Raw genomic sequence first — 26575 nt, forward strand, 5'->3', positions numbered from 1 at the left:
TTTACCTTTTCTTCATTTACTCTTTATTTATCTCGTAAGTTTCTTCCAGTTAACGTAAGGAATACCGTTTCTAAGTTAGGAGCCTGCTCCTCTAACGAACGGATTTCAATGTCATGATTGATGAAGTGCTGAACAATTTTATTTAAATTATTTAATCCTGCATCAGAATTTACTTTAATTACGTTCTCTTCAATTTGAACAGCTTTCACACCGTTTATCACTTTTAATTTTTCTACATCTAAATTCTCTACCGATTTCACTTCAATCCAAATATCTTTCGTATCAGTAATAATCGCTTTTAACTGCTCTTTCGTTCCTTCTGCAATCACTTTACCGTGATCTACTATCGCTATTTTCGTACAAATCTCTTCTACCTCTTCCATATAGTGACTCGTATAAATAATCGTACTTCCCATTTCGTTTAATTTCCGAACAGACTGCAGGATATAATTTCTTGACTGTGGATCAATTCCAACTGTCGGCTCATCCATAATAATTAACTTCGGTCTATGAGCAATTGCACAAGCGATATTCAGTCTTCGCTTCATCCCGCCTGAAAAGTTCTTTGGATAGCTTTTCTGTTTATCGCTAAGTCCTACAAATTGAAGAGCTTCCTCGACCCTAGCTTTTAATTCAGCTCCTCGTAATCCGTACAATCCAGCAAAGAATTTCACATTTTCATAGGCTGTTAACTCTTCATAAATTGCAATATCTTGCGGAACGATACCGATATTCCTCTTCGCAAATCGATTATGTTTCTTTATATTTTTTCCTAGTATGCTAATTTCACCTTCATTACTTCTTAACAAACCAGCAATCATGTTGATTGTCGTACTCTTACCAGCACCATTCGATCCTAAAAAGCCAAATATTTCTCCTTCTTTAATAGATAAAGACATATTATCAACTGCGATGAAATCACCAAATTTTTTCGTTAAATTTTTAATTTCTAAAGTATTCATCGTTTCACCCCTATTTCCGTTTCTCTGCTTTTAGTATAAACAAAAAGAATGAACCTGCTCAGTGCAGAAGTTCATTCTTTTCACATGAGATTATTCACTTTTTTCATATGAGATGATTCATCCTCATATCGGTAGCAACATTGTTACTGAAAAACCACCTGTTCCATCTACAATAATTTTACCATTTACAGACGCCGTTCGTTCCTCCATCCCCATAATCCCGAGACCTTTTTTAACAAGTACTGCACCTTTTCCATTATCCTTCACTTGCACTTTCACCATCTTGTTAAGTACATGAATATCGATTGAAATGACTGTCGCATCAGCATATTTCATCGCATTTGTTAATGCCTCCGTAACATTTTCACCGATAATCTTCCACTGAATCGGTGAAATCATATCTAAATTCCCTTTATATACGAAAGGAATATTTATATCATGCTTACCGGCAAATTCCTCTATGAATAATTTCATACGATGAATGCCAATTTGCTCAGTTGGTGGCTTCATATTTTTTAATGTAATCCGAATGCTTTCAATACCATCTTTTGAAATATGTATTGCATTTTGTAATAACTCAGCTGATTTTTCTTTATCTATCTCCATTAACCTCTTTGTTGCTTCCATTTGAATGAGTGCCCCTGTCATCGAGTGGCCAATTTTATCATGAATTTCCTGTGATAACCGGTTTCTCTCTTCTAACTTAAATGTGTACTCTGATTGTCTTATATACTCTTTATTTTCATTTAAGCTTTTCGTCAGCCGCTGCATATCTTTTCGCATCTGATCATTTTGTGATTCAAGCTTTAATACGCGCGATATATACCGTTCTGCCATAGTTAATACGAGAAAGGAAAATGCAACAATTAATCCATATGTCATTCTAATACTTTCATTTGTAAAGATAATAGGAATCATCATAATGATAAATAGCTGCCATTTCTTCTCTATATAACGGAATATAACTTCATATAAGTTCAGTGGTAAAAACAATATAAAGAACGAATGAATCTTCCATGTAAATAACATAACTAAGCCAATCGATACAGAAGTTAATATGTTTTTGTACGTATCTTTTTTACATATAGAAATTAGCACGTTTACAGAAAGATATAAAAGCAAAGTCAGTATAATCCATGGTAAGTTCGCAACATTTAAATACATGTAACTAAACACAATATATATAAAGACAATTAATTTACTTACAATTAACCAAAATTCCATATCTTTAATCTACTTTCCCTGTTAAATAATAAATCGCGATTTGTGTACGATGTTCCAGTCCAGTTTTCCCTAAAACTGACGTAATATAATTTGCAATTGTTCCTTCTGATATGAAAAGTTGCTTCGAGATTTCTTTATTCGAAAAGCCTTTTGCAATTAATGCGATAATACTCAGCTCTCTTTCAGTAAAAAGACTTTTATCTATTTTACATTCTTCCTCTTTACTTTCCATTAAATTAGACTTAATTTTATCGAGAACTACATCTTGCATAACGGTTTGACCGTTATATACTCCTTTAATCGCATCTCGAATACGCTCTGGATCATTATTTTTTAATAAATAACCTTTTGCTCCGTTTTTTACTGCATCCAAAATATATTCATCGTCATCAAACGTCGTTAAAATAAGCGGCTTCGTTTTCGTCTCTTCACAAATGAATTTCGTCGCCTCTACCCCGTTCATATTTGGCATGCGAACATCTAATAGAGCGATATCAACGTCGTTCTTTTTGCAATATTCCACTGCTTCTTTCCCATCATTTACTGTATCTACTACTTCGAACTCTTCATATGTATTTAAAATAATTTTCATGCCTTCTCTTATAAAAGAGTTATCATCTGCTATTAATATTTTAATTTTCATGTTTGTTAGTATGGATCTTCCCCTACTAACATTCACATCCTTTCTTCCCGTAACATTTCTTACTTGCTCATTATATACTTCTCTTTACCATTTTTTCACACCTTTTTTCATCTAGCCCCCTTCCTAAAAATATATTATTCTTTTTTTACAACATGTGTAGGGTGACTTATCGTTCTTTACGTCTATATAATAGAATGCGTCAAAAAGGAGGGAGAGACCCATTGAGGAAAAACAATTAATTGAAAAAGCACAGCAAGGAAGCGAACATGCTTTTCGTATCCTTGTGCAAACATATCGTCATTATATTTTTCAAGTTATCTTTTCTATTTTAAGACATGAAGAAGATGCGAAAGATGTTACACAAGAAGTATTCGTAAAAATTCACGCCTCTCTCCCAAATTATCAATTTCGCGGATTAAAAACGTGGATGGCGCGTATTGCCACCAATCACGCTATTGATTATAAGAGAAAGAAAGCTAGAGAAAACGAAGAACTCTCTTTATGTAAAGAAACTGAGGAAAATATAAAATCCTCTCATAATATTGAGGCTTTATTATTGACGAAAGAGCAGAAATTACTCATTGCTCAAAAACTGAGAGAACTTCCCGATAATTACCGTGACGTCGTTCTCGCACATTACTTAGAAGAAAAAAGCTATCAAGAAATTGCTTTACAGGAAAACATCGAAGTGAAAACAGTCGAAATGAAACTGTATCGGGCAAGAAAGTGGATTAAAAAACATTGGAAGGAGGAAGAGTTTCTATGATGCATTATTCAAAAGAAGATTGGCGCAATTATACATTAAATGTTATAGAAAGCAATGAACGTGAATCTATGGAAGAACATCTTTATGAATGTGATCATTGTTTAGCACTTTATATGGAAAGTATTGATGAACAACAGGAAAACCTTCCAATGATAAATGATGATTCATTTACGAACGAAGTTATGACGCAAATTAATTTTAAAACGCTACAACCTAATGAAAATATAAAAACAAACTCACTAAAGCGCACCATCGTTCACTACATAATTGCGACTGCGGCTACAATTATTTTTATGGTAAGTGGTTTATTCCAATATATTTTCACAGCGACATCAAATTTCGAGAAATCTTCAAAACATAACGAGTCTTCTATCTCACAACAAATTGTAAACAAATCGGTAGACACATCAAAAAAGGACGGAGGTTCAAAGCATGAATAAAAATCCCTTTTTAGCACTTGTATTAGGGCTAATTCCTGGGCTTGGACATTTATATTTAAAGAAGTTTGGACGGTTTATTTTATATGGTGGAGGAGCTTTATTACTATTTTCCATTGCAGTTTTTTGCGTAGTAGAATTAATAGCGCGCGAACTTGCTTTTCTTTCTCTATTTTTACTAGCCGTGTTATGGGTGGTCAACTTACTAGATTTAGTTATCACAATTATTAACCAATCGAAAAAACAAGCAACCGGAGAATTGACAGAGTCCTCTAAAGAGAGCGAACGATTTTATATCATTCTTCTTTCCATCATCCCTGGACTTGGTCATTTTCAATTAGGGCTTATGCAACGTGGTCTTACATTTTTAGTAGCTTGTACAGGAATCGGAAGTATGATCATTTTCGTTGCTCTTTTAACATCTCAAGAAAGTTTTCTTATCTTTCTCGTGACGTTACCTGTTTTATGGATTTATAATTTCTTCGATGTTGTTCAGCAACTCCAGAAAAAAGAACGTGGTGAGCAATTAATTGATCGTACCATTTTCGAAGATTTTGAAGAGCACCGTGAACAAGGAAAAAAAAGTAAAACATTCGCTTCTATTTTAGCGATGTTTCCTGGAGCAGGACATATGTATTTAGGCTTACAGCGCCGTGGTCTTCAGCTTATGGCAGCCTTTTTACTTTCAATATATTTACTCGACTTATTAAGACTTTCAGCGTTTTTATTTTTAGTACCCATCATTTGGTTCTATAGCTTTTTTGACGCTTTACAACAAACTGCAAAATATGGAAAAGAACGTGTAAATGATGAACCTATCATTGATTATTTTATCAATCATCAAAGGTGGATCGGTATTGGATTAATTACACTCGGTGGTTATTATTTATTAGATCAAACAGTCCTTCCTATTTTGAATGATTACTTCGCAACTATATTTAACATTCATCTTAGCGAGCTGTATTATCGCTATTTCCAAACATCTATCGTTGCACTCCTCTTAATTGGTGGCGGCTTTAAATTGTTACTTGGAAATAAAGAAAATAAAGGTGGTACGAAAGAATGAGAACATGGCGCGTTGGAACATTTTCAATGGGGCTTTCTATTATTGCATTAGGTTGCTTCTTACTATTTTCAGTTATAAAAGGTACTGAGGTATTAGATTCCTTAACAGCATGGTGGCCTGTTTTACTTATTATACTTGGCGTGGAAATTTTACTTTACCTACTATTTTCTAAGAAGGAACAATCATTTATTAAATATGATATTTTTAGTATTTTCTTTATCGGTGTTTTAGGAAGTGTTGGCATTGCTTTTTACTGTTTATTATCAACTGGATTGCTAGAAGAAGTTCGCTACGCCATTCATACAACTAGACAAACGAACACGATTCCAGAAAGCAAACTTAGCATTCCTGAATCTATCAATAAAATTGTCGTAGATGCAGGTACAGACAACCATCCTCTAACGATAGACGGAAGAAACTCAAATGAAGTTAGCCTTCTTGGAACATACGAAATGACAACAAAAGGAAATGAAAAACCAAATTTAAAACAAGAAGATTTTCTTTCAGTTCAAACGACCGGAGAAACAATGTATATAACATTAAAGTCGTTACCGTTTCATCAAAGACTGTTTGGTCATGAACCACGCGTAAAGCCGACACTTGTACTACCGCAAACGAAACATGTAGAAATTCGTGCTTCTAATCGCGATCTTTCTCTTTATCCAGGTCAATTACAAAACAATTGGTTTGTACAAGAAAGCTCAGGTGTATCTGTTCATTTAATAAAAGAAAGTGACATCTCTCTAACAGTAGTAACAAACCAAAAAGAAGCTATCGGAAATACACCTTGGGAACACGTAGAAGATTTAACGAAAAAAGAAAATAATTCTTCAGAAGAAAATCCAGAATTAAACGGGCAAGAACATTGGTATAAAAATTCGATTAAAACCGGGAATGGAACGTACAAGTTAAATATTGAGAAAGCTTACAATTTAAATATGAGCGTTATTGAAAAATAAAAAACCTTCCGCAATTGCGGAAGGTTTTTCTCATATAATCGCTTTAATTCCCTCTAACACTAAGCCAATCATAAATCCGCAAACAGCTCCGTTTACTCGGATCCATTGCAAATCTTTACCGACGTTATTTTCAATCATTTCAATTAACGTTTTATCATCTAACTTATCAAGATTTTCTTGCACAAGCTTTCCGATTTTCGAATGGTTATTCTCAACAAGCTTCACAACTTGTTTTTGTAACCAATCTTCTATTTTTTGAACAGTCACTTCGTCATCTTTTATTTTATTCATTTGTTTTTGTAAAAATGGAATAACATACTTATCCGCAAATTCTTCATTGTTTACAAAGACAACTGCTTTTTGCTGCACTTGTTCCAGCATCTCTTTAATTTTGTCAGTAGCGTTCCAATTGGCAATCCACTTTTCTTTCCATTTTTCTAATTCCTGTAGCAACGCTTCATTTTCTTTTACATTTATAATTTCTTGACGAATTTTCGCTAATATAAGTTGTCTCGTGCTATTATCAGCATCTTGTAAGCTGCTAATATTACTAATAATAAACTTCTGCAAAATACCGCCAATTTTATCTTCATCTACAATATTCATAAATGATTTCAAAGTAAACTGCAAGAATCCATCTACTTTTATATTTTCCATCGCCTTCATACCTAAGCTTCCGAGTTGGTAACGCGCTTCATCTTGCGCTGTCCAGCCTTTCACTTTTACTAATATGTAATCAAGTGTCTTTTCATCATATTCTTGCACAACTAATTGATCAACAAGCACTTGTAAAATGTTACTTGTATTCATTGTATGCAAATATGTTTTTAATTCTTTTTCAATAATAACCGCTAATTTTTCCGTATCTATTGAAACAATCGCTTTCTCCGCAATCGTTACAATCCCTTTTTTCACAGCATCAGACTGCATTTCTCTCTCTGCAATTTGCAGCACCATTTGTGCTAATTGCATTTCTTTTACTTTATTCGTAATACTTTCTTTCGTTAGCCACTCATTTTCTAACGTATTGATGAGCCCTTTCGTTACTCGTTTACGGTTTTTCGGTAACAAAGCTGTATGCGGAATTGGAATTCCCATCGGGTGACGGAATAATGCTGTAACTGCGAACCAATCCGCAAGTCCACCAACTAACCCAGCTTCAAATCCACCTTGAATAATCTCACCAGCTACCGACCCTTGAAAAGGAATAGAAGCCGCAAAACCTACTCCCATAACCCCAAGCGAAATACCCGCTATATATTTAGTCTGTAATGACATCGTATACACATCCTCTTATTATGTAAAATAAAGCTTTTTGTTGTATTTATTTGATATTAGTTCTTTATATCTATACTATAATGAACTAATGCGAAAATAACAAAGAATTTATAATAATACAAGTCTTCCTTTCACACACTTTACAATCATCTGGATTAAATTTTTACATTTTTTCAAAACAATACCACTCTCTGTAAAGTTGTATATGTTAAACTATCTATATAACTTTATAATGGATTGGAACGATTAAAAATGTTCTCTAGCAAATTATCTACTTTAAAAAGAAGTATATTCCAAGGTGAAATATTTCAGTTTTTAAACAAAAAAGATGGCCTAATCGCCATTTTCTTTATCGCTATTTATTTAGCATACTTTTATTTTCTAATGAACTTTTGGTATTCTCCATTAATGAAAAATTCATACTTTCCAATCTCACATCCGCGCCTTTATGCTGTTTTAGGAATTACTTTGCACCAAATACCTATCGTAATTCTATTATTTATTATTCTTAAAAGATCGAAACAAACGTTATCAAGTATTGGTTTTAGAAAAAAAGGATTGAAATCCTCTCTCTTACTCGGAGCATTTCTTTTGTTTATATACGTATATAAATATGAAAAAATAAATGGATTTCAATTAGAAATGTTTTATTTCCTTTATTACTATTTAATTAATATCGGTTTTGAAGAGGAAATTATATTTAGAGGATACCTTTGGCCAAGATTAGTTGTGTTACTAGGTAAGTTTTGGGGTACATTTCTTAGTTGTGCATGCTTCGGGATTGCCCATTCATTTATGCCGATTATTTTAGGTGACACCTCTCAAGGAATTGGGGATTGGGTAGGAGCTGGTCTGGCCGGACATTTGCTTTATGCCTTTATTTACACTCGTAATAATAATCTACTCCTCCCCATATTCATTCATGCTTTTTTAGATATGCCCTATAAATAAAAATGAGGCTATTTACAGCCTCATTTTTATTTATACATTAATGCCTCACCTGTTTTATAATACCCATCCATCACATCTTCTGGCACCATACTACCGCCCGTTCCCCATACAATATGAGTACCTTTTTTCATCTCCTTCATTAACTGTTGCTCTTGTAAATACGCATCTTCTTTACATACTTTTACTGGTCCTATCATACCAGCTAATGCAGAAGGCTCTAAATAAATATTCTCTGTATCAGCTAGTTCTTTTAACAATCTATATAACTCTTCATCACTTACTGTGTAATTTCCACTCAAAAATGGTTCTATCGTTTTACCGACAAATCCAGACGGTCTTCCTACCGCTAGTCCGTCCGCGTCTGTTACATTATCAATCCCGATATCTTGAACGGCAATTTTATCATGAAGTCCTGTCATTAAACCGAGTAACATGCATGGAGAATGCGTAGGCTCGGCAAAGAAACAGTGTACGTTGTCTTTATACAATAACTTTAAACCAAATGCGACTCCGCCAGGCCCGCCCCCTACTCCGCATGGTAGATAAACGAATAAGGGATGTTCTTCGTCTACTACAATCTCTAACTCGTCTAATTGTTTTTGTAAACGCGAGGCTGCGACTGCGTATCCTAAAAATAAATCATGCGAGTTTTCATCATCTACAAAATAACAGCTAGGATCAGCATCTGCTTGCCTTCTTCCTTCTTCTACAGCTTTACTATAATCAGCTTCATATTCAATAACATTTACACCTTTACTTCTTAATAAATCTTTTTTCCATTGTTTCGCGTCTGCTGACATATGAACCGTTACGTTAAAACCTAGTTTCGCACTCATAATCCCAATGCTTAGCCCTAAATTACCTGTAGAACCTACAGCAATTGAGTATTTTGCAAAAAACTCTCTACATGTATCACTATCTAAAATGGAATAATCATCTTCTTCTGTTAACATACCATGCTGCAAAGCTAATTGTTCAGCATGTTTCAACACTTCATAAATGCCGCCTCTAGCTTTAATTGATCCTGATATTGGGAGATGGCTATCACATTTTAATAATAATTCTCCTAAAATAGGTTGCTCGTAATTTTTCTCTAAAGCTTGTTTCATAGAAGGGATTTTCAATAAAGGTGATTCAATGATGCCTTTCGTCTCTTTCGTTTCAGGAAAAACTTTCGCAATGTATGATGCAAAACGCTTTAACCTCTCCTCCGCATCTTTTACATTCTCTTCACTGAGTGGCGAATCTTTTATTGCCGTTTCATACTTTTCCATGTTCGGATTCACCCAAAACACTTCTTCTGTTGCGATTAATTTATTTAATAGTGGATATCCCTCTTTTAATTTCTCTATTCCCTTCATTTCTCTTCCTCCTCATCACCTTGTAGCTTACGATTTAATAAATTATAATTAAATTAATTTTAATATAGTTTAACATAAATTTTTCACTTTAGTTAATTTTAATTTAATTTATTTAAATATAATTTAATAATTAGTAAGGAGATTTTCATTATGGAAAATATAGATATTGGTAAAAAAATTGAAAAACAAAGAAAAGAAAAAGGTTTAACGAGTAAAGAACTTGCAAAGATGGCTGATATTACACCATCTATGTTAAGTCAAATTGAGCGTGGATCTGCTAACCCTTCTATCCAAACATTAAAAGTACTCGCTAAAGCTCTTGATGTTCCAACATTTAGCTTTTTACTTGAAGATACAAATACAGACGATTTAATTGTACGTTCTCATAAACGAAAAAAAATGATTATCGATAATTTATCATATGAAATGCTATCACCTGAATTCACAGGAAATTTAGCAACAGCAATTATGACCGTCCCGCCGAATACAGCTTCGTCAGAAAATGTGCTAGAACATAAAGGTGAAGAATTAGCATATGTATTAGAAGGGAAAATCACATTACATTTAAATGAAGAAGAGTACATATTAGAAACGGGTGATAGCGTAAAAATACCCGCTTATTTAAAACATAAATGGGTAAATCAATTCGAGAAAAATGCCATTGTTTTATTTTCTGTTACTCCGCCGATTTTTTAATAGATGTAATAAAAATAGCCACGTGCGGATTCCTCCGTACATGGCTATTTTTATCTTTTCGGCACGAACAAAATCCCTAAACTCATAACACAAAAACTTAGTATTTGCTGCATCGATAAACCAAATAGAACCGAATTCTGTTCACTAACAAGCGAAATAATAATATGAGCAAACCCCTCAATAATTAGAAAAACACTTATATTCTTTCCATTTCCAAGTCTGTCATTTTTCATCCATAACAAGCCCACTATACAAAGAGCCAGAATGATCTCGTATACGAATATAGGATGATATAAAAAATTAGATTCATATACTTTCACACCCCAAGGCAATGTCGTTTGTACTCCTACTTTTTGGTGGAATAGAAAATAAAAAATAATACTCATACATAGCGCAATAGGTAATGCATCAAGTAAAGTACGAAGCGAAAATTGCCCCTTTTTACTTTTCGAAACAATGTATACACTTGCAATTATGCATCCTACTACAATATGTTTCGTACTTCCTATAGCTAATAATGCTTGCAGTGGCGACCTAATAGCCCATACTGGATTTAAAATTGCCGGTGCAAATTTCCATACAAATACGATGATAAGAAAAGCATTTGTTACTGCATCCATCATTTTTTCATATGGTACACTTTCGTTCTTCATCTTTCGTTTCATCAACATAAATCCAAATAAACTTCCAATTATAAGAGATACGGGTTGTAACCTCACGATCCACTCCATCACTATGAAATCCCCTCTTAACTCTCAATTAATTTCTTGAATTTCTCTTCTAATTGATCTGGAGGTAGTACGCCTCGTACTTGCTCTACGATAATTCCATCTTTATTAACAAAAAATGTCGTTGGTAAAGAAAACACTTTATAATCTAATCCGGCTACTCCGTCCATATCTAGTAAAACAGGAAACTTAAATCCGTGACGATCCGCAAAAGCGCTCGCTTCTTGCACTGGATCTCCTATTGTTGCATTTACCGCAAAGATTTCAACATCCTTTTTATATTTATCATACATACGAACTAAGTCAGGTGCCTCCATTTCACATGGACCACACCATGATGCCCAAAAATTAATAAGATATGGTTTACCTTTTGCATCATTTAACGAATACAGCTTCCCGTCTAATCCTTTTAATGTTATGTCTGGTGCTTTAAATCCTACTTGTGGTAATACTTCTGTTTTCTGTAATTCCGCTTGTTTCGCTTTTCTTTCTTTTTCTTCTTTCTTTGCATTATAAAAATTAACTCCGGCCCAAATTAGTGCTCCGGCTAGTATAATAGCAATTAGTTTCTTCACTTTTCTTCCTCCCAAAACACTACATAAAGTAGTGTTAATTCTTAAAAAAAAAGAGGCTATATGCACTCTCCGACAATCAGTACAACCGACATACAGAATAAACCTAATGTTACATATACCGAATTCGTATGTAACGGAATAGTAAGCTTAACAACTTTTTCATGTAACACTTGCTCGATTCGTAAATTTATTGCTGTTTTTGCAAATGAAGCTGTAACACATCGATTTTCCATTGTCTTTATTTTAATTAATTTTAATAACGCGCTACCTAACTCAAACGAAGACTCCATTTTTTGCATCGCATATTTATCAGCAGCTAGCTCCTGATACGTGTGATACCGCTGTAACAACCCTTTTAATATCGGTATGTACATCATTCCTTCTGCTAATAACGTAAAACAAAATAATTTTAGCGGATCTCGATTGTTTTGATGATATTCTTCATGAAAAATAATCGCATCCATTTCTTCATCTGAAAATGTTTGAAGCATCCCTTCTGACATGACAATTTTCGGACGAAATAACCCAATTGTAAATGCCGCAACTTCCGCAGTCGGCAATATATATATTTGTTTTCCTTTTCGAACGAAAGGAATAAGTACTTTTTGTAATCTTTTAGTATCGAAAAATTGTCGCCACATTCTTTTGCACACGATAAACACTGTAAGTAGTAGAAATCCAGCGATTATAATACGAATGAGCGATAATTCTTTCATATGTTTTTCTAACTGAAACAAGCAAAAATTTGAAAGAAAGAACGCCTTATTTTGAAAAAGAAATGGATATGTAACGTAATACACTAACATACTGAAAAAGACGGTACTAACAATTACTGCTAACAATACGATTTTACGCATTTGCCATTTCATTTCATTTCATTAATCCTCTTTTTTTAACTGACTCAATTTATCTTCTAACTTTTTTATTAAAGTCGGATCAACTTGCTCTAACTCATCTAGCATATGATTTACAACCAAATCTCCAAATTCCCCCATCAATTCCTGTGTCATTTTCTTCGTTTGATTGGATAAGAATTCTTCTTTTGTTTGTACAGCACGATATATGCCACTTCTTTTCACAGTCTGTTTTTCTAAATGTAATTTCTCTACTAACCTGTTCATAACTGTCATCACAGTATTAAAATTCACAGGTGATTCTTCGCTTAATTTCTGCTGTACTTCTTTAATCGTAATACCCTCGCTAGACCAAACAATCTCCATAATTTTTGCTTCAAGCGGTCCAAAGAAATGATTTAACCCTTGCTCATTTAGCTTATAGTTTTGAGTAAACATCATGCGTCTCCTTTCACACTACGAATTGTAGTATAAATTAATTGAAAGGTCAAACGTAGATGATATATACGAAAATGAACTACCTATAAATACATAGGCAATTCCATTCATTTTAAACCTAATTTTTCTCCAAATGTATCAAAGAGATACTGCTCTAATATTTGTACACTAAATTTCTCATTACGCCCAAGTGCAAACAATTCCCGATTTTTCGCTACGATCGTATCTAACGGGATAACGACATTATCTACTATTTTTGTAATTTCAATGATGTTACTTTTTACATTTACCTCTGTTTTAAATTCAATGTTTTCTAATACGATATGCGAGCGTCTTCCTGATGCAAAAAAAGTAAAGTTAGGATTTTTATAAATACCAATTTCACTCTCTAGCGGATATAAATACTGAAAAATGATATCTCTATGTCCATCTTTTATTATTTTTTCATCCTTCTCATCATCCAAGTATTCCTTCACCTTCGTTGTAAATTCGAATCGAAAATCCACTTTTCTCACGCTCCCTCTTTGTATTTTTATATTAAATAAATATATTGAAATAATTTTACCATATTGTAATACAAGTTCCTATTAAAAGTAAAAACTCATTTGTAAAATCTCTATTATTGCCGATTCCTTTTTAAAGGATAAGTACTCATTCAATATGAATACATGCTTCTTTATATCCATTTAAACATATTGTTTCCATATTTTGAAACAATAGTATGAAGTATTATATATTAATAAATTGTTTCTAATTCATTTCTCAATATAACCAGCCTTTGCTTTACTATTCCGATATATTCAAACTATATTTTCTACTTAATCATTACATCGCAGAAGGAATGTAACTCTCTTCTATCGAATTTTTATATAACGAAAATGATTAGGTGGTGCTTTACTATGAAATTAGCTGTCATTGGTGGCGGTGATTTACAAGATTCAAATCACTCGCCTATTAATGAGCGACTTATAGAATTAACAAATAAACAGTATCCGAAAGTATTATTCATTCCTACAGCTAGTCATGATGATGAAAGCTATATAAAATTATTTTTAGACACATTCGAAAAACAATTACACTGTGACGTACAAATTTTACGTATTATAGCCGATACACCTTCTAAATATGAAATAGACGAAATGATTCAGTCTGCTGATTTAATTTATCTCAGTGGCGGAAACTATATTCAAATGATTTCAGAATGGAAAGAACATAAGCTCGATGAAAAATTACTATCGGCTCTGCAGCAAGGAACGCTCATTGCAGGGTGTAGCGCTGGTGCTATGTGCTGGTTCACATCTAGCATCCGCTCAGATTATGAAGGTTCCGGTTATATAGAGAGCAACGGCTGGGGAATTGTGAACAAAAGGTTTTGTCCACATTATAATCAATTAAATAGAATGAACGCCTTCCATTCCTTTTTACAAAATCATCAAGGGAATATAGAAGGCATTGCACTAGAGGATAATTGTGCCTTATATATTACAGAAGAATCTTTTGAAATTATCGGTGAACCAGAAAAAGCGTGGGAGTTTTATATGAGTGATAACAAACTCATTAGACAACATTTTGATATTACTTTAAAAAGCTATTTGTAACCTACACTTACAAAAAATGTCCCTAAGTATAATAACTTAGGGACATTTTCAATATTTAACTCACTAATCGTGTAATTCGTTTCTTCTGCCATGAAAGCTTATAATATGCATATTGTAGTATTAAACTGACAATAAACGCTGCTGGGTACCCAATCCATATCCCTTCTATGCCAAGACTTGTATGATAAGAAAGGTAATACGCTACAGGTACTTCTACAAGCCATATTGATACGACGCCGATAACAGTTGGCCATAATACTGTACCACTCGCTCGCATTGTCGCACTAATAATTTGCGCATGCCCGAAAATTAAATAACTCCATAATGTAATCATAACTAGGCTATGAGCAATTTCAATTGTAGTTTGACTCGTTAAAAATAGTGATAGAATGTCTCTTGAGAACAAGTAAATGAGAGATATTAGCACACCACCGATGACGTAGTTCATAATAATTCCGGCCTTCACAACTTTCTGCAATCGATCAAATTGATTCGCACCAATTGATTGGGCAGCAAAAATGGAGACTGTAATACCAAGACTAACTGCTGGCATTTGCACATAACTTGCAACTTGGTTCACAACGCCATAAGCTGCTGTTGCATCCGAACCGTAACGATTTACAAACGCGATTACCGCAATTTCTGATAATGAAACTAATATCATATTAATACTCGCTGGAATACCAAGTCGTAGTAAAAGCTTTAATAACCCCCAATCCATTCGAAGATATTTCCTTACCGTACTATCTAATTGTAGTGGGTGATTTTTTTTCTTTAAATACACTAACATGACAATAAACGTAATAACTGTAGATATAACAGAAGCATAGGCTGCTCCATACACATCTAATTTTGGAGCACCTAACCATCCAAAAATAAGGATTGGTAATAAGATCATATTTAGCGCTGTACTTACAATTAAAAAGTAAAATGGCGTTTTAGAATCTCCTGTACCTCTCATAAACGTTGTGTATGCGAAATATAAAAATAAGATTGGCATCGATATAAATAAAATACGTGCATAATGTACACTTATTTCAATAATATTTTCTGGCGTCCCCATAAGGCGCATAATATCCATCGCAAAAATACTACCTACTATCGCTAACACAACTCCAATAATAAAGGTAAATGTTAGCGTCGTACCAACAATCGCTTTTAAACGATCTTCGTTTTTTGCCCCAAACGCCTGACCAATTAAAATGGAACTCCCTGAACCAATACCAATTACGAATGAAACAAGTAAGAAAAATAATGGAAAGAATGCCGATATGGCCGCTAAATCATTCACTCCAAGCCATCTTCCTACTACTACCATACCGAATAATTGTCCAACTGATTGTAGTACATTACTTAATAGTAACGGTACTAAAAACATGGACATCGATTTCCAAATCGGTTTACTCTCACTTTCTAACTTATGTGACTCCGCACCTTCTTTATTGTTATTTGTAGGTGGTTTCAAATTTCATTTCTCCTTTTATTAAAAATCTGTTTTTCAACTTCTATCTCTTTGTATAGTTGTTATAACGATGTGCTTCTATTCATTTTCTTGTCCCTATATTATAACTTCACCCAATATTGGCTTCCATCAGCTGTTCTATCTAAAAACCCGTATTCGATTAAATATCTTCTCAAAGTTACAAAATCCGGATATACGCTTTCTATAATAGCATTTACTTCTTTTTCAGTGTACTTTTTATGACTATCAAACTTCGTCACTAAATGACGTAATATAATTAATTTACGCTTTTGCTTTTTTGGAAATTTAGAAAGCGGTCCATCTAATCCCTCTGTAAAATGTGTTTTTAACACTTCATCATTTTCTTCTTCTGTAATATTGTAACGATCATCTACCATCGTTGCTGTTCTATGAATGGGTACAAATTTCGTTTGTACTTTTGATTTTTCTTCTGACAGTTCCATTAACGCTAAAAACACTTTCGCTTGCTTCATTTTCTCTCGAAGTGTAAACCGATGATTGCGGATGGTTGAAGTACTTCCGCCATCCATCTCTTTCACAATCTCTTTATCATTCAGCCCCATATGGAAAAACTGAACCATCTTCTTTTGCAAATCCGTTAAACCCGTATACTTCTTATCAAGGTTTAATAAATAGTCAAACATAGATGTATGTTCGTTTTGCACATGCAATTGTACAAACTTCTCTGCTTCATACAAAACTTGATTATCTTGATAAATAACACCCTTAATAAACGTTTCTCCACAAGCTAAACAAATATACTCTTCCGTTTCCTCATCAAACACATACCCTTTTTTCAATCCCTCTACCGACGCATCCCAAAACTTCTCTGAAATATCGCTCATACTAAACACTCCTTTAAAATGTCCGTTTTAAAATAAACAAATTCCAATAACGTTTATTACCACTTCATCATCTTAACATAAACGAAATAAACATTTCAATGTTTCGTTTACCTATTTTTCAAACCTTTATAAAAAATGTCTATAAAATACTTTTTAAAAAGGACATGAAGCAATAAAAAGCGAATGTATTTAATAAATAAATTACGATAGGATGTGAAACAAAACATGACTATTCTGCACGACCCTTGGTTTACTGTTAAACAAATTGCCCAAAATACATATGCAATTAGTGAATATGGAGATTGGGAGAAAGTACATTCAATTTTAACTACAAAAAAGGTGTTTCCGTATAAGAAAACACCTTTTACTTTTTATATATTCTATTTAAAGTCTCAACTAAAACCTTACTTGCTTGTACAAATGTATGCTTTCGGTTTCTATCTTCAACAAATGTATTAGCACAACTCCCCATAATCATCATACAACTAATTATGACTAACACTATCTTTCTATTCTTGTAAGTCACTTCATGCCACTCCACTATTACAAAACTTCTTTTGAATGTATCCCATCAAGAAATTTTACATGAATAATAAAACGTGTGAATATGCAATTATGCATATTCACACGTTTTATTACAATGTTATGATTTAATTTAGTTAAAGTACACGTATACCGAGGTGACTAACTTGAAATTTAAAGCGAAAAAAAATCCATTTCACGTCATTTTTATTACATTATTTATCATGATTTTTTTCATTTCACTATTTTTCCAAAATGAAAATTCTATTTTTTTCACCCTCATGATGCTGCTAAATATCGTGAATCTTTCTTCATTCTATTTCTCTCATTACAACGTAACAGAATCATCTCTTTTCGTAAAACATGGTTTCATACTACGTACTGAAATTCCCTTTGAAGATATTCGCCACATTAAATACTCTGGTAAAAAACTTCATTCAAAGAAATGGACTAGACAGCAATTAGAAATCCATTATAATTTATTCGACTCTGTGACAACTTTCGTACCACAAGAAGAAGAAAAATTCATTGCACTTTTAAAAGAAAACTGCCCACATATGAAAATATTGAATATGTCTGCTAACAAATAATATATTTTGGCATTTACAGTAATAAAAAAACCAAGATTCTAAACAAAGAATCTTGGCGTTTTTATTACTCTTTCGGAGCAATCATTTTTTTCGGATCGACAATTTCATCAAATTGTGCTTCTGTTAGTAATCCAGATTGCAATGCTGCTTCTTTTAAAGTTAACCCTTGTTTATGAGCATGCTTCGCAATTTTCGCTGCATTTTCATATCCGATATGCGGATTTAATGCTGTAACAAGCATTAATGAACGATTCACATTCTCTTTAATGACTTCCTCATCTGCTTCAATACCAACTGCACAATTATCATTAAATGAAACAATTGCATCTGCTAATAAGTGAGCAGATTGTAAGAAGTTATATGCAATAACAGGTTTAAATACATTTAACTCAAAATTGCCTTGGCTCGCTGCAAATCCGATTGTTGCGTCATTTCCCATCACTTGTGCTACAACCATCGTTAACGCTTCACTTTGCGTTGGATTTACTTTACCTGGCATAATAGAGCTTCCTGGCTCATTTGCTGGAATAATAATTTCTCCTAGCCCACTACGTGGACCACTTGCCAGCCAGCGCACATCGTTAGCAATTTTCATTAAATCCGCTGCTAATGCTTTTAATGCCCCATGCGTATATACAACTTCATCATGACTCGTTAATGCATGGAATTTATTTGGTGCAGAAATAAATTGCTTACCTGTAAATTGGCTAATTTCCTCAGATACCATCTCACCAAATTTAGGATGGGCGTTTATACCTGTTCCAACTGCAGTACCACCAATCGCAAGCTCTTTCATATATGTATTGCTCTCTGCAATCATACGCTCTGTTTTTTCAAGCATACGGTGCCATCCACTAATTTCTTGTCCTAATGTTAACGGTGTCGCATCTTGTAAATGTGTACGACCAATTTTTATAATATGTTCAAATGCTTTTACTTTTTCTGCTAACGTTTCTTTTAATTTCGTAATTGCTGGTAACACGTGATTTTCTACTGCGAGTACACATGCTACATGAAGCGCAGTTGGGAAAGTATCATTTGAACTTTGAGACATGTTCACATCATCATTCGGATGAATATGTACGTCAAATCCTTTCTCTTTCAAAATTTGAATCCCTCGGTTTGCAATTACTTCATTCACATTCATGTTTGACTGAGTACCACTACCTGTTTGCCATACGACAAGTGGAAAATGTTCATTCCATTTCCCTGCTATCACTTCGTCAGCTGCTGTCACAATTGCTTCTGCTTTTTCTTCTGATAGCTTTCCTAATTTTTTATTAGTAAGTGCTGCACTCTTCTTTAAAATGGCAAATGCTTTTACAATTTCAAGCGGCATTTGCTCTGTTCCAATCGGGAAGTTTTCTTTACTACGTTGTGTTTGTGCTGCCCATAATTTATCAGCTGGAACTTTAATTTCTCCTAATGTATCTCTTTCAATTCTGTACTCCATGTTTTCATCCCCTTGAAAATATAATACCTACATTTCTTATAATAACAGACTTCCCTTTAAATGATAAGAATTCTCACTCATATAAATAGATATTTTATATTTATTTTAAAAACTCCTCTTGACCTAAACTTAAGTTTAGGTTGTATTCTTTCCTTTGTAACCTACTATAACAATACTGGAGGAATTCAATATGAAAAAGTATGTTTTCATAATAAAAAATCACCTTCTACAACACGTAGAAGGTGATTTTTTATTTATGACGCTTCTTTTCCTTTTTCAGCATCATCTACATACCAAATGAACTTGCCTGTATATCCGTAAATAACTGCTAAAATTAACGATACGAAGCTTAACCACATAAATGGAATGTATGATATCGTCGCAACACCTAAAATACCAGCCATAAAAATACCGTTATCCGACCATGGAACCATACCTGAAGTTAATGTTCCACCTACTTCTGAGTTACGCGCTAATACGCGGCGGTCGATTTTTAGTTTATCATAACTTTCTTGCATAATTTTCGGTGTTAAAATAAGTGATACGTACATCGCACATCCAAATATGTTCGCTAAAAATGCAACGATTAATGTAGATAATGTTACATTACCAGCAGAATTTAATTTCTTTTCGAATTTTGATACGATTACTTTTAAAACACCTAATTTTTCAAGTAATCCACCAAACCCTAAACCGAAAATAATTACGGCTACTGAACCGAGCATACCGTTAATTCCGCCACGGTTTAATAACTTATCGACAAACTCAACGCCTGATTGAATTGAGAATCCGTTATACGCTGTTCCAATTGCGTCTCCAAAGTGCATTCCTTGGAAAACAGTTGCCCAAATTGCGCCAAGTAAAGCTCCCATTGCAATTGTAGGCATAGAAGGCTTCTTCATTGCTAATAGGACAATGACAATAATCGCCGGAACTAACATCCATATTTTAATATCAAAGTGTTTTAATAATGATTCCTTTAAAAATTCTACTCGATTTAAATCTACGTTATCTCCGCCATACATCCAACCAGCTACAGTAAACATAATGCTAGTAATAATATACGCTGGAACGTCTAATACAAGCATAGCTCGTACGTGTGCAATAACATCTACTTTTGCCATAGATGCTGCAAGTACTGTACTATCAGAAAGTGGCGATAATTTATCCCCGAAATAAGCACCTGAAAGAACTGCACCAGCAACAAGTGGTAATGGTAACCCAAGACCTTCACCAATCGCCATCATAGCAATACCTGCTGTTCCTACCGTTCCCCAAGATGTTCCTGTTGCGATAGAAGTGATCGAACAAATAATTAATGTTGCTAATAGGAATATACTAGGGTGAATAAATTCTAATCCATAATAAATTAATGTTGGTACTATCCCACCAGCAATCCATGTTCCAATTAAAGCACCTACTGCAACTAAAATGAGTATTGCTTCTAATCCGTTAGAAATCCCTTTCGTAATTGCATCTTGCAATTCTTGATAACGAAATCCTAATCTTAATCCAAGCGCAATTACTAAAAACCATGAAATAAATAGCGCTAATTGAATTGGGAGATCAAAAATCGTTTGGAAGGAAAAGACAACAGCAAGAAATAATAATAAAAGAACTATGATTTCTAGCATCGATGGTAATCTTACACTTTTCATTTTTTTCTCTCCTTACAAGTCGATAACATGACGTGTGTCGTCTTACATGTATGTAATATACAATTAGCGAAGACAAAACAAAATTTTCATATTATTTCGATTTATTTTTCCAGTATAATATATTGGACACCTTTTCTATTCTAAAAGTAGATGCTACTTTTCGCAATGGAAAATATAAAAAATGTCACATTTTTTATATTTAACAATCAAAGAGTAACTTTTTTAATATTTGCCAACATAAAACTTTTTACTATTATCCTCACCGTTTAAAGGAATATCATTATTCCCCACACAAAAAAGCACGCATCATTCAAATGATGCATGCTCCACTTTTATTTATACATATTTTGTATTTCTTCTTTATTTTTAAGTATTTCCACAAACTTATCGCTACAACCTTTCGGAAATAATACGCCGAGTCCATATGAATGCTGGAACTGAAAATGAGGGTGCTTTGCTGTGACTTCATCCCAAAACTTATACACGCCGAAGTTTCGATCTTTCACCTCAATATCATGAAATAACACAATACCGTTATTCGCAAGTTTCGGTAACCATGTTTTATAATCATGAGAAACTGCTTCATACGTATGATAGCCATCAATATGCAACAAGTTTATCGTTCCATCTTGAAATTGATCAACAGCCTCATCAAAAGTAGATCGAATTAAATTACCTATATTGGGATAGCTCATTTTCACCACTTTATCTACGATTTGGAAAACACCTTCTCCATATGGACCTGTATGCCCGTCTCCAGTCCAAGTATCTACAGCATAACATTTTGTAGATAATCCCCCATCCTTTACCCCTTGACAAAAACTGAAAAAAGAAGCGCCTAGATGTGTACCTAGCTCAACTAATATTTCTGGTTTTTCAAATCTTACTAAATCGTATGCGAACTCCAAATGCCCAAGCCACGCAGTATTCGCACGAATAAATGGACTAAAATTATCAAATTCAAATGTTGGTTTATGAGTAACCCAGTTCATCGCGTATCTCCTTCTACACATATTTTTAACAAACCAAATTACTCTTATCTTTATTTTTTTATCCGCTTGATTATGATTTAATTTTATAATTTTCTCTCACTTTATTTAACCTGCTCGCTTGTATCGTAAATATAACTAGAACTATTCAATTCTCCACCATACAACACAGAAATTTCAGTTTATTTTTTATTCATTTCGTGATATATTGCATATTGTATATAATATATTTCCTGAAAGGAGGACTCTATACATGATGGATCCAAATCGTTTAAAAGGAATCATTATGGTTGTCATCGGTGCTTGTTTATGGGGCTTGTCCGGAACAGCTGCACAACAACTTTTTCAATATGACAATATTTCTACTGAATGGTTAGTTACAATTCGATTGCTTATATCGGGCGTTATCTTACTCATTATTTCATCATTCGGAACGAGAAAAAAAGAAATATTCAGCATATGGAAACAAAGATCTGATGCTACTAAAATGATATTGTTTGGCCTATTCGGTATGCTTGCTGTACAATACACGTACTTCGCTTCTATTAAAGAAGGAAATGCTGCCGTTGCAACATTATTGCAATATTTAGCTCCTATATTTATTACTGTATACTTACTTTTCAAATGGAACGTTCGTCCATCAAAAATTGATTTTATTTCAATTACCCTTTCATTAGTAGGTACTTTCCTCTTACTAACAAACGGGTCTGTGCATAACTTAGCTGTTTCTACACCAGCTATTATTTGGGGGATTTTATCTGGATTATCTCTCGCTTTTTATAGTTTATATTCAAAGGGATTACTAGATAGATGGTCTTCCTCTGTTATCGTTGGATGGGGCATGATTATTGGGGGTATTGGTGTAACGATTGTACACTTTATTACTACGAAAGAATTCATTTTATTGTCAACGATGAAATATGTAAAACTAAATACCTTACCGCTCATCACATTTGTCATCATTTTCGGAACACTTATTGCCTTTTATTTATACTTAGACAGCATACGATACTTAACCCCGAAAGAAACGACATTATTCGGTTGTACAGAACCACTCGCAGCTATTATTTCTTCTGTACTTATATTACATGTACCATTTCAATCTTTTCAGTTATTAGGGGCCCTTTGTGTCATTGTAATGGTGCTTATCTTAAGCCAAAAACCGGATGAAGGGAAACCCGAATTAAAGCTTGTTCATCAGAAAAAGGAAAATATACAATGAAAGGATTGAATTCACTATGCCTATCCCTCAAAATAATAAAAAACTAGGAAGAGTTTCAGCAAAATCACTCGTTTTAAATCAACTACAAGATTGGATTATTGAAGGTGTACTGAAGCCCAATGAAAAAATTAATGATGGGGAACTGGCTGAAGCACTAGGAGTAAGCAGAACACCTGTAAGAGAAGCGCTTCAAATATTAGAGCTTTCTGGATTAGTGGAAATGGTACCTGGACAAAAAACAAAAATTGCTCCTATTCAGTTAGACGACATTCCGATCATTTATGAAACGATGGCTGGTCTTCACTCTATTATAGGAAAACAAGCACTTCAAAACATTACAGACGCTGATCTGAAGCTACTTTCTAAAATAAATGATGACTTTCAGTACTCTATAGAGAAAGAAAACACAAAACAAGCTTTACAACTAGATATACAATTTCACAATACCATTTCTTCTATTGCTAAAAATCAATATATTGAACCCTTTCTAGAAAATATGCAACTTCACGTCTTACGCCTTGAATATTTGTTTTTCCAAAACTTTGTTCCAGCAAGTCAATCTATTGAAGAACACCACTCTATCATTCAAGCATTACAGAAGCAGGATGAAAAACAAATGGAACAAATGATGACTCAAAACTGGCTCCGTCCAATGAAAGAAATACAAAAAATAATTTCTACAAAATAAAAAGAGAGCTGGCTACACAAAATCGTAACCAGCTCTCTTTTTACTAATATATATATCTATGCCTGAATATCTGCATAATCTTCCATATCTTCGTATTCTTTTTCCAATTCCTCTAAAGACAGCTCGTATAATTGTCGGTCACGAATTTTAAACACACCTGCTCCAATTAACTCATCAATTAAATGCCTCTTACGATTTTCAACAGCAAAACGGAGTTGACTACTCATCTTTTAAAAAACTCCTTTCTACGATCATTGAAAATGATAACCTTTATCAATTACCACTTTTGATTATAAAAGATGACTCTTTATAAGTAAAGTAATTTCATGAAATATTTACCTTACAAAGTATTTGTGGCCACATTATATATATGTATGCCGTGCGAAAAATGTTATGACACTTTTTCTTATCCTTTTTCTTTCATACTTTGCAAGTTGTCTCACTATGATGAAATTCACCATCTATTTCTACTTGAATGGTGACATGTTCTACATGAAACTTCTCTTTTAATACTTCCGTAGCCTCTTTTAATACACTTTGTGTTTCATTTCCTTGAATAATCAAGTGGCAAGTTAATACTTGAAAATCCGATGTGACAGACCATATGTGCAAATCATGAACTTCTTTTACAATCGTAATATTTAACAATGTACTTTTTACCTCTTCAACATTTATGTTCTGCGGTGCGCCTTCCATTAATATATGGACCGTATCACGTGTTACACGCCATCCACTAATAATGACTAAAATAGACACAAGAATACTAGCAATCGCATCTGCAGCAGTCCATCCGAAAAATTTAATAAGTAACGCAGCAATTATCGCTCCGACTGATCCTAATAAATCGCCTAATACGTGTAAGAAAGCACTTCTTAAATTTAAATTACCCTTCACATCTCCGCCTCTCACTAATATCCCAGCTGATAAAATATTAATAAGCAGACCAAGTACAGCAATAATAAGCATCCCATTACTAGCAATCTCAACTGGCTCTTTAAAACGGCGAATTGCTTCAATAAAAATGTATATTGAAATGACAATAAGGACGACACCGTTACATAATGCCGCTAACATCTCGACTCGCTTATATCCATATGTTTTCGCAGTTGTTGCTGTTTTTTCTCCGAGTTTAAACGCAAGTAAACTTAAAGCTAAAGATACTGCATCACTTAGCATATGCCCCGCGTCAGATAGTAGTGCTAAGCTATTTGTTACAAATCCCCCAATAACTTCAGCAATCATAAAACTTGTTGTTAGTAAAAATGCAAGTAATAACGCTTTCTTATTATTAGAATTACCATGATTATGTGAATGCCCCATACTAATGCTCCTTTAAGGATAATATCTGTACATTAGTATGAAACAAACTCCCCATCTTTATCCCGCTTCCTCTGTATAAACACTTCGCTACATTTCAAACAAGTCCTTTTTCTCAACAAAAAATAAGACTACTTCTTTTTCAGCTTCATATTGTTTACTAATGAAAGAATTTTTAAGGAGGTTACGAAAATGAAACGTTTATTTCTCTGTATGGAACGTGAACTTGTTGTAGTGAAAGAACGATATGGTAACTATGAAGCGGCGTATCACTTACAAAATATGCAACCTACCTGTATCGCTGTTGATCCATTTCAAAAAAATCGTGTATATTGCGGCACTTTTGGACGAGGTCTCTGGTTAAGTGACGATAGCGGAGATTCATGGAGACCAATTGGAGATTCTTATCGTTACTTTGATTTTCCAAAAGAAGATGGTATTTTACATTCTTCGATCACTTCCATTACGATAAGCCCGAATGAACAAGTTAACGGATATGGCGTCGTTTATGTCGGCACAGAACCGAGTGCTTTATTCCGTTCAGAAAATGGTGGTGAAACATGGACGGAACTGAAAAATATGAAATCATTATTATCTTCTTATACGTGGGCTTTCCCGCCTAGACCTTTTACTCATCACGTACGCTGGATTACAGTTGATCCAAACAATCCAAATACAATCCACGTTTCAATTGAAGCTGGTGCTGTTATTCAAAGTAACGATAAAGGCCATACATGGATTGATAAAAAATTCGGTGCTCCTATCGATGCTCATCAATTACTTATGCACCCTGAAGCCCCAAATCGTCTTTATGCATCATGTGGTGACGGATTTATGGGCGGACCTGATCGTGCATACCTTGAAAGTTATAACAGTGGAAACAGCTGGATTTCATGTAGTGACGGACTTGAGCATCATTACTTATATAGCATGGCTATCGATCCAGCTGATTGTAATACAATTCTCGTTTCTGCCGCACCGAGTGCAGATCTCGCTCATCACCGTATTCCTTATGAATCTTATATTTATCGTAAAACGAAAGACACTCCGTTCCAGCAAGTACAGCAAGGACTACCATCTGCAATCGGTACAGTCATTTCGATGTTTGCGACAAACGAAGCCGAACCACATACATTTTACACTTTAAATAACAATGGCGTGTTTCAATCCAATGATAGCGGCGAATCGTGGGAACAACTAAATATTCCTTGGAAAGAGGAATATAAAACGCAGCATCCGCATGCACTACTTGTCACTAGTTCTTAACGAAAA

At 33.9% G+C, this 26575-nt stretch carries 29 protein-coding genes; 12 read left to right on the plus strand and 17 right to left on the minus strand.

Annotated elements, in window-relative coordinates; genetic code table 11:
* Positions 1 to 23: 23 nt before the first annotated feature.
* From PDQ33_RS06805 to PDQ33_RS06815, 3 genes are all read right to left on the minus strand, one after another.
* Entirely contained in the window at positions 24 to 962 is a 939-nt protein-coding gene (locus tag PDQ33_RS06805) for an ABC transporter ATP-binding protein (RefSeq protein ID WP_270755172.1), read from the minus strand.
* Positions 963 to 1085: 123 nt separating this feature from the next.
* Complete coding sequence (locus tag PDQ33_RS06810) at positions 1086 to 2186, minus strand: sensor histidine kinase (protein ID WP_270755174.1); 1101 nt, start codon at positions 2184 to 2186, stop codon at positions 1086 to 1088.
* Positions 2187 to 2190: 4 nt separating this feature from the next.
* Positions 2191 to 2829 carry a response regulator transcription factor gene (locus PDQ33_RS06815; protein ID WP_000694106.1) on the minus strand — a complete coding sequence of 213 codons (639 nt, stop codon included), beginning with the start codon at positions 2827 to 2829 and terminating at the stop codon, positions 2191 to 2193.
* Positions 2830 to 3112: 283 nt separating this feature from the next.
* Here PDQ33_RS06815 and PDQ33_RS06820 point away from each other — a divergent pair, with 283 nt between their 5' ends.
* The 4 genes from PDQ33_RS06820 to exsE are packed head-to-tail and all read left to right on the plus strand — an operon-like array spanning position 3113 to position 6057.
* Positions 3113 to 3595: an RNA polymerase sigma factor gene (locus PDQ33_RS06820; RefSeq protein ID WP_001195469.1), complete on the plus strand. Its 483-nt coding sequence runs from the start codon at positions 3113 to 3115 to the stop codon at positions 3593 to 3595.
* Positions 3592 to 4035 carry a hypothetical protein gene (locus PDQ33_RS06825; RefSeq protein ID WP_270755176.1) on the plus strand — a complete coding sequence of 148 codons (444 nt, stop codon included), beginning with the start codon at positions 3592 to 3594 and terminating at the stop codon, positions 4033 to 4035. The genes PDQ33_RS06820 and PDQ33_RS06825 overlap by 4 nt, the downstream gene beginning before the upstream one ends.
* Positions 4028 to 5098, plus strand: coding sequence for a hypothetical protein (locus tag PDQ33_RS06830; protein ID WP_048557486.1), 1071 nt, complete (start codon positions 4028 to 4030; stop codon positions 5096 to 5098). Before PDQ33_RS06825 ends, PDQ33_RS06830 begins: the two co-directional genes overlap by 8 nt.
* Complete coding sequence (exsE, locus tag PDQ33_RS06835; RefSeq protein WP_242277349.1) at positions 5095 to 6057, plus strand: exosporium protein ExsE; 963 nt, start codon at positions 5095 to 5097, stop codon at positions 6055 to 6057. The genes PDQ33_RS06830 and exsE overlap by 4 nt, the downstream gene beginning before the upstream one ends.
* Before the next feature lie 30 nt (positions 6058 to 6087).
* Here the strand turns inward: exsE and PDQ33_RS06840 are convergent, their stop codons facing one another.
* On the minus strand, positions 6088 to 7335 hold the full coding sequence (locus PDQ33_RS06840) for a DUF445 domain-containing protein (protein ID WP_163262645.1): 1248 nt from the start codon (positions 7333 to 7335) through the stop codon (positions 6088 to 6090).
* A gap of 252 nt (positions 7336 to 7587) precedes the next feature.
* On the opposite strand from PDQ33_RS06840, the gene PDQ33_RS06845 reads away from it, so the two are divergent.
* Positions 7588 to 8286, plus strand: coding sequence for a CPBP family intramembrane glutamic endopeptidase (locus PDQ33_RS06845; RefSeq protein WP_242277350.1), 699 nt, complete (start codon positions 7588 to 7590; stop codon positions 8284 to 8286).
* 26 nt (positions 8287 to 8312) lie between these two features.
* Here PDQ33_RS06845 and dsdA read toward each other — a convergent pair whose 3' ends face one another.
* Positions 8313 to 9647 (minus strand): D-serine ammonia-lyase, encoded by a 1335-nt coding sequence (gene dsdA / locus PDQ33_RS06850; protein WP_048557483.1) that lies wholly within the window; start codon positions 9645 to 9647, stop codon positions 8313 to 8315.
* A 150-nt stretch (positions 9648 to 9797) separates the two neighbouring features.
* On the opposite strand from dsdA, the gene PDQ33_RS06855 reads away from it, so the two are divergent.
* The gene (locus PDQ33_RS06855) at positions 9798 to 10343 is read left to right on the plus strand and encodes a helix-turn-helix domain-containing protein (RefSeq protein WP_270755181.1); all 546 of its coding nucleotides are present in this window, start codon (positions 9798 to 9800) and stop codon (positions 10341 to 10343) included.
* Between the two features lie 50 nt (positions 10344 to 10393).
* Here the strand turns inward: PDQ33_RS06855 and PDQ33_RS06860 are convergent, their stop codons facing one another.
* From PDQ33_RS06860 to PDQ33_RS06880, 5 genes are all read right to left on the minus strand, one after another.
* Positions 10394 to 11074: a prolipoprotein diacylglyceryl transferase family protein gene (locus tag PDQ33_RS06860; RefSeq protein WP_250669761.1), complete on the minus strand. Its 681-nt coding sequence runs from the start codon at positions 11072 to 11074 to the stop codon at positions 10394 to 10396.
* 17 nt (positions 11075 to 11091) lie between these two features.
* Positions 11092 to 11646 (minus strand): TlpA family protein disulfide reductase, encoded by a 555-nt coding sequence (locus PDQ33_RS06865; RefSeq protein ID WP_000733159.1) that lies wholly within the window; start codon positions 11644 to 11646, stop codon positions 11092 to 11094.
* Positions 11647 to 11702: 56 nt separating this feature from the next.
* Entirely contained in the window at positions 11703 to 12515 is an 813-nt protein-coding gene (locus PDQ33_RS06870) for a M56 family metallopeptidase (protein WP_000871960.1), read from the minus strand.
* Between the two features lie 9 nt (positions 12516 to 12524).
* Positions 12525 to 12938: a BlaI/MecI/CopY family transcriptional regulator gene (locus PDQ33_RS06875; protein WP_000495065.1), complete on the minus strand. Its 414-nt coding sequence runs from the start codon at positions 12936 to 12938 to the stop codon at positions 12525 to 12527.
* A gap of 107 nt (positions 12939 to 13045) precedes the next feature.
* Positions 13046 to 13444: a DUF3942 family protein gene (locus PDQ33_RS06880; RefSeq protein WP_000347533.1), complete on the minus strand. Its 399-nt coding sequence runs from the start codon at positions 13442 to 13444 to the stop codon at positions 13046 to 13048.
* Between the two features lie 393 nt (positions 13445 to 13837).
* On the opposite strand from PDQ33_RS06880, the gene PDQ33_RS06885 reads away from it, so the two are divergent.
* Positions 13838 to 14536: a peptidase E gene (locus PDQ33_RS06885; RefSeq protein WP_000762143.1), complete on the plus strand. Its 699-nt coding sequence runs from the start codon at positions 13838 to 13840 to the stop codon at positions 14534 to 14536.
* Positions 14537 to 14591: 55 nt separating this feature from the next.
* Here the strand turns inward: PDQ33_RS06885 and PDQ33_RS06890 are convergent, their stop codons facing one another.
* Complete coding sequence (locus PDQ33_RS06890; RefSeq protein WP_000804168.1) at positions 14592 to 16001, minus strand: MATE family efflux transporter; 1410 nt, start codon at positions 15999 to 16001, stop codon at positions 14592 to 14594.
* Positions 16002 to 16099: 98 nt separating this feature from the next.
* Positions 16100 to 16864: a DUF2087 domain-containing protein gene (locus PDQ33_RS06895; RefSeq protein ID WP_074542901.1), complete on the minus strand. Its 765-nt coding sequence runs from the start codon at positions 16862 to 16864 to the stop codon at positions 16100 to 16102.
* A gap of 225 nt (positions 16865 to 17089) precedes the next feature.
* Here PDQ33_RS06895 and PDQ33_RS06900 point away from each other — a divergent pair, with 225 nt between their 5' ends.
* On the plus strand, positions 17090 to 17323 hold the full coding sequence (locus tag PDQ33_RS06900; protein ID WP_002193851.1) for a hypothetical protein: 234 nt from the start codon (positions 17090 to 17092) through the stop codon (positions 17321 to 17323).
* Between the two features lie 230 nt (positions 17324 to 17553).
* Positions 17554 to 17976 (plus strand): PH domain-containing protein, encoded by a 423-nt coding sequence (locus PDQ33_RS06905; RefSeq protein ID WP_000669080.1) that lies wholly within the window; start codon positions 17554 to 17556, stop codon positions 17974 to 17976.
* 64 nt (positions 17977 to 18040) lie between these two features.
* On the opposite strand, the gene fumC is transcribed toward PDQ33_RS06905, so the two are convergent.
* The 3 genes from fumC to PDQ33_RS06920 form a co-directional block, all read right to left on the minus strand.
* Entirely contained in the window at positions 18041 to 19429 is a 1389-nt protein-coding gene (gene fumC / locus PDQ33_RS06910; protein ID WP_270755185.1) for a class II fumarate hydratase, read from the minus strand.
* 254 nt (positions 19430 to 19683) lie between these two features.
* On the minus strand, positions 19684 to 21087 hold the full coding sequence (gene nhaC / locus PDQ33_RS06915; RefSeq protein ID WP_000843974.1) for a Na+/H+ antiporter NhaC: 1404 nt from the start codon (positions 21085 to 21087) through the stop codon (positions 19684 to 19686).
* A 332-nt stretch (positions 21088 to 21419) separates the two neighbouring features.
* Entirely contained in the window at positions 21420 to 22079 is a 660-nt protein-coding gene (locus PDQ33_RS06920; protein WP_001104685.1) for a class I SAM-dependent methyltransferase, read from the minus strand.
* Between the two features lie 253 nt (positions 22080 to 22332).
* Between PDQ33_RS06920 and PDQ33_RS06925 the strand changes: the two genes are divergently transcribed.
* Both PDQ33_RS06925 and PDQ33_RS06930 read left to right on the plus strand, forming a co-directional pair.
* Positions 22333 to 23298, plus strand: coding sequence for a DMT family transporter (locus PDQ33_RS06925; RefSeq protein ID WP_140394901.1), 966 nt, complete (start codon positions 22333 to 22335; stop codon positions 23296 to 23298).
* 16 nt (positions 23299 to 23314) lie between these two features.
* Positions 23315 to 23986: a GntR family transcriptional regulator gene (locus PDQ33_RS06930; protein ID WP_001992741.1), complete on the plus strand. Its 672-nt coding sequence runs from the start codon at positions 23315 to 23317 to the stop codon at positions 23984 to 23986.
* A gap of 56 nt (positions 23987 to 24042) precedes the next feature.
* Here the strand turns inward: PDQ33_RS06930 and fbpA are convergent, their stop codons facing one another.
* Together fbpA and PDQ33_RS06940 are read right to left on the minus strand one after the other, a co-directional pair.
* Positions 24043 to 24213 (minus strand): Fur-regulated basic protein FbpA, encoded by a 171-nt coding sequence (gene fbpA, locus PDQ33_RS06935; protein WP_000098301.1) that lies wholly within the window; start codon positions 24211 to 24213, stop codon positions 24043 to 24045.
* Between the two features lie 193 nt (positions 24214 to 24406).
* Positions 24407 to 25306 carry a cation diffusion facilitator family transporter gene (locus tag PDQ33_RS06940; RefSeq protein WP_270755188.1) on the minus strand — a complete coding sequence of 300 codons (900 nt, stop codon included), beginning with the start codon at positions 25304 to 25306 and terminating at the stop codon, positions 24407 to 24409.
* A 189-nt stretch (positions 25307 to 25495) separates the two neighbouring features.
* Here PDQ33_RS06940 and PDQ33_RS06945 point away from each other — a divergent pair, with 189 nt between their 5' ends.
* The gene (locus tag PDQ33_RS06945; protein ID WP_000825332.1) at positions 25496 to 26569 is read left to right on the plus strand and encodes a WD40/YVTN/BNR-like repeat-containing protein; all 1074 of its coding nucleotides are present in this window, start codon (positions 25496 to 25498) and stop codon (positions 26567 to 26569) included.
* Positions 26570 to 26575 lie beyond the last annotated feature (6 nt).

Source organism: Bacillus cereus group sp. Bc031 (assembly GCF_027716265.1).
Lineage (GTDB): Bacteria > Bacillota > Bacilli > Bacillales > Bacillaceae_G > Bacillus_A > Bacillus_A paranthracis.

Coding starts and splice junctions, on each gene's coding strand:
- PDQ33_RS06875 (WP_000495065.1), bottom strand. CDS start 12,938: ATGTTTACTCAAAACTATAAGCTAAATGAGCAAGGGTTAAATCATTTC.
- fbpA (WP_000098301.1), bottom strand. CDS start 24,213: ATGAGTAGTCAACTCCGTTTTGCTGTTGAAAATCGTAAGAGGCATTTA.
- fumC (WP_270755185.1), bottom strand. CDS start 19,429: ATGGAGTACAGAATTGAAAGAGATACATTAGGAGAAATTAAAGTTCCA.
- PDQ33_RS06830 (WP_048557486.1), top strand. CDS start 4,028: ATGAATAAAAATCCCTTTTTAGCACTTGTATTAGGGCTAATTCCTGGG.
- PDQ33_RS06900 (WP_002193851.1), top strand. CDS start 17,090: ATGACTATTCTGCACGACCCTTGGTTTACTGTTAAACAAATTGCCCAA.
- PDQ33_RS06945 (WP_000825332.1), top strand. CDS start 25,496: ATGAAACGTTTATTTCTCTGTATGGAACGTGAACTTGTTGTAGTGAAA.
- dsdA (WP_048557483.1), bottom strand. CDS start 9,647: ATGAAGGGAATAGAGAAATTAAAAGAGGGATATCCACTATTAAATAAA.
- PDQ33_RS06810 (WP_270755174.1), bottom strand. CDS start 2,186: ATGGAATTTTGGTTAATTGTAAGTAAATTAATTGTCTTTATATATATT.
- PDQ33_RS06805 (WP_270755172.1), bottom strand. CDS start 962: ATGAATACTTTAGAAATTAAAAATTTAACGAAAAAATTTGGTGATTTC.
- nhaC (WP_000843974.1), bottom strand. CDS start 21,087: ATGAAAAGTGTAAGATTACCATCGATGCTAGAAATCATAGTTCTTTTA.
- exsE (WP_242277349.1), top strand. CDS start 5,095: ATGAGAACATGGCGCGTTGGAACATTTTCAATGGGGCTTTCTATTATT.
- PDQ33_RS06930 (WP_001992741.1), top strand. CDS start 23,315: ATGCCTATCCCTCAAAATAATAAAAAACTAGGAAGAGTTTCAGCAAAA.
- PDQ33_RS06885 (WP_000762143.1), top strand. CDS start 13,838: ATGAAATTAGCTGTCATTGGTGGCGGTGATTTACAAGATTCAAATCAC.
- PDQ33_RS06940 (WP_270755188.1), bottom strand. CDS start 25,306: ATGGGGCATTCACATAATCATGGTAATTCTAATAATAAGAAAGCGTTA.
- PDQ33_RS06920 (WP_001104685.1), bottom strand. CDS start 22,079: ATGAACTGGGTTACTCATAAACCAACATTTGAATTTGATAATTTTAGT.
- PDQ33_RS06895 (WP_074542901.1), bottom strand. CDS start 16,864: ATGAGCGATATTTCAGAGAAGTTTTGGGATGCGTCGGTAGAGGGATTG.
- PDQ33_RS06815 (WP_000694106.1), bottom strand. CDS start 2,829: ATGAAAATTAAAATATTAATAGCAGATGATAACTCTTTTATAAGAGAA.
- PDQ33_RS06860 (WP_250669761.1), bottom strand. CDS start 11,074: ATGGAGTGGATCGTGAGGTTACAACCCGTATCTCTTATAATTGGAAGT.
- PDQ33_RS06925 (WP_140394901.1), top strand. CDS start 22,333: ATGGATCCAAATCGTTTAAAAGGAATCATTATGGTTGTCATCGGTGCT.
- PDQ33_RS06825 (WP_270755176.1), top strand. CDS start 3,592: ATGATGCATTATTCAAAAGAAGATTGGCGCAATTATACATTAAATGTT.
- PDQ33_RS06840 (WP_163262645.1), bottom strand. CDS start 7,335: ATGTCATTACAGACTAAATATATAGCGGGTATTTCGCTTGGGGTTATG.
- PDQ33_RS06870 (WP_000871960.1), bottom strand. CDS start 12,515: ATGAAATGGCAAATGCGTAAAATCGTATTGTTAGCAGTAATTGTTAGT.
- PDQ33_RS06855 (WP_270755181.1), top strand. CDS start 9,798: ATGGAAAATATAGATATTGGTAAAAAAATTGAAAAACAAAGAAAAGAA.
- PDQ33_RS06845 (WP_242277350.1), top strand. CDS start 7,588: ATGTTCTCTAGCAAATTATCTACTTTAAAAAGAAGTATATTCCAAGGT.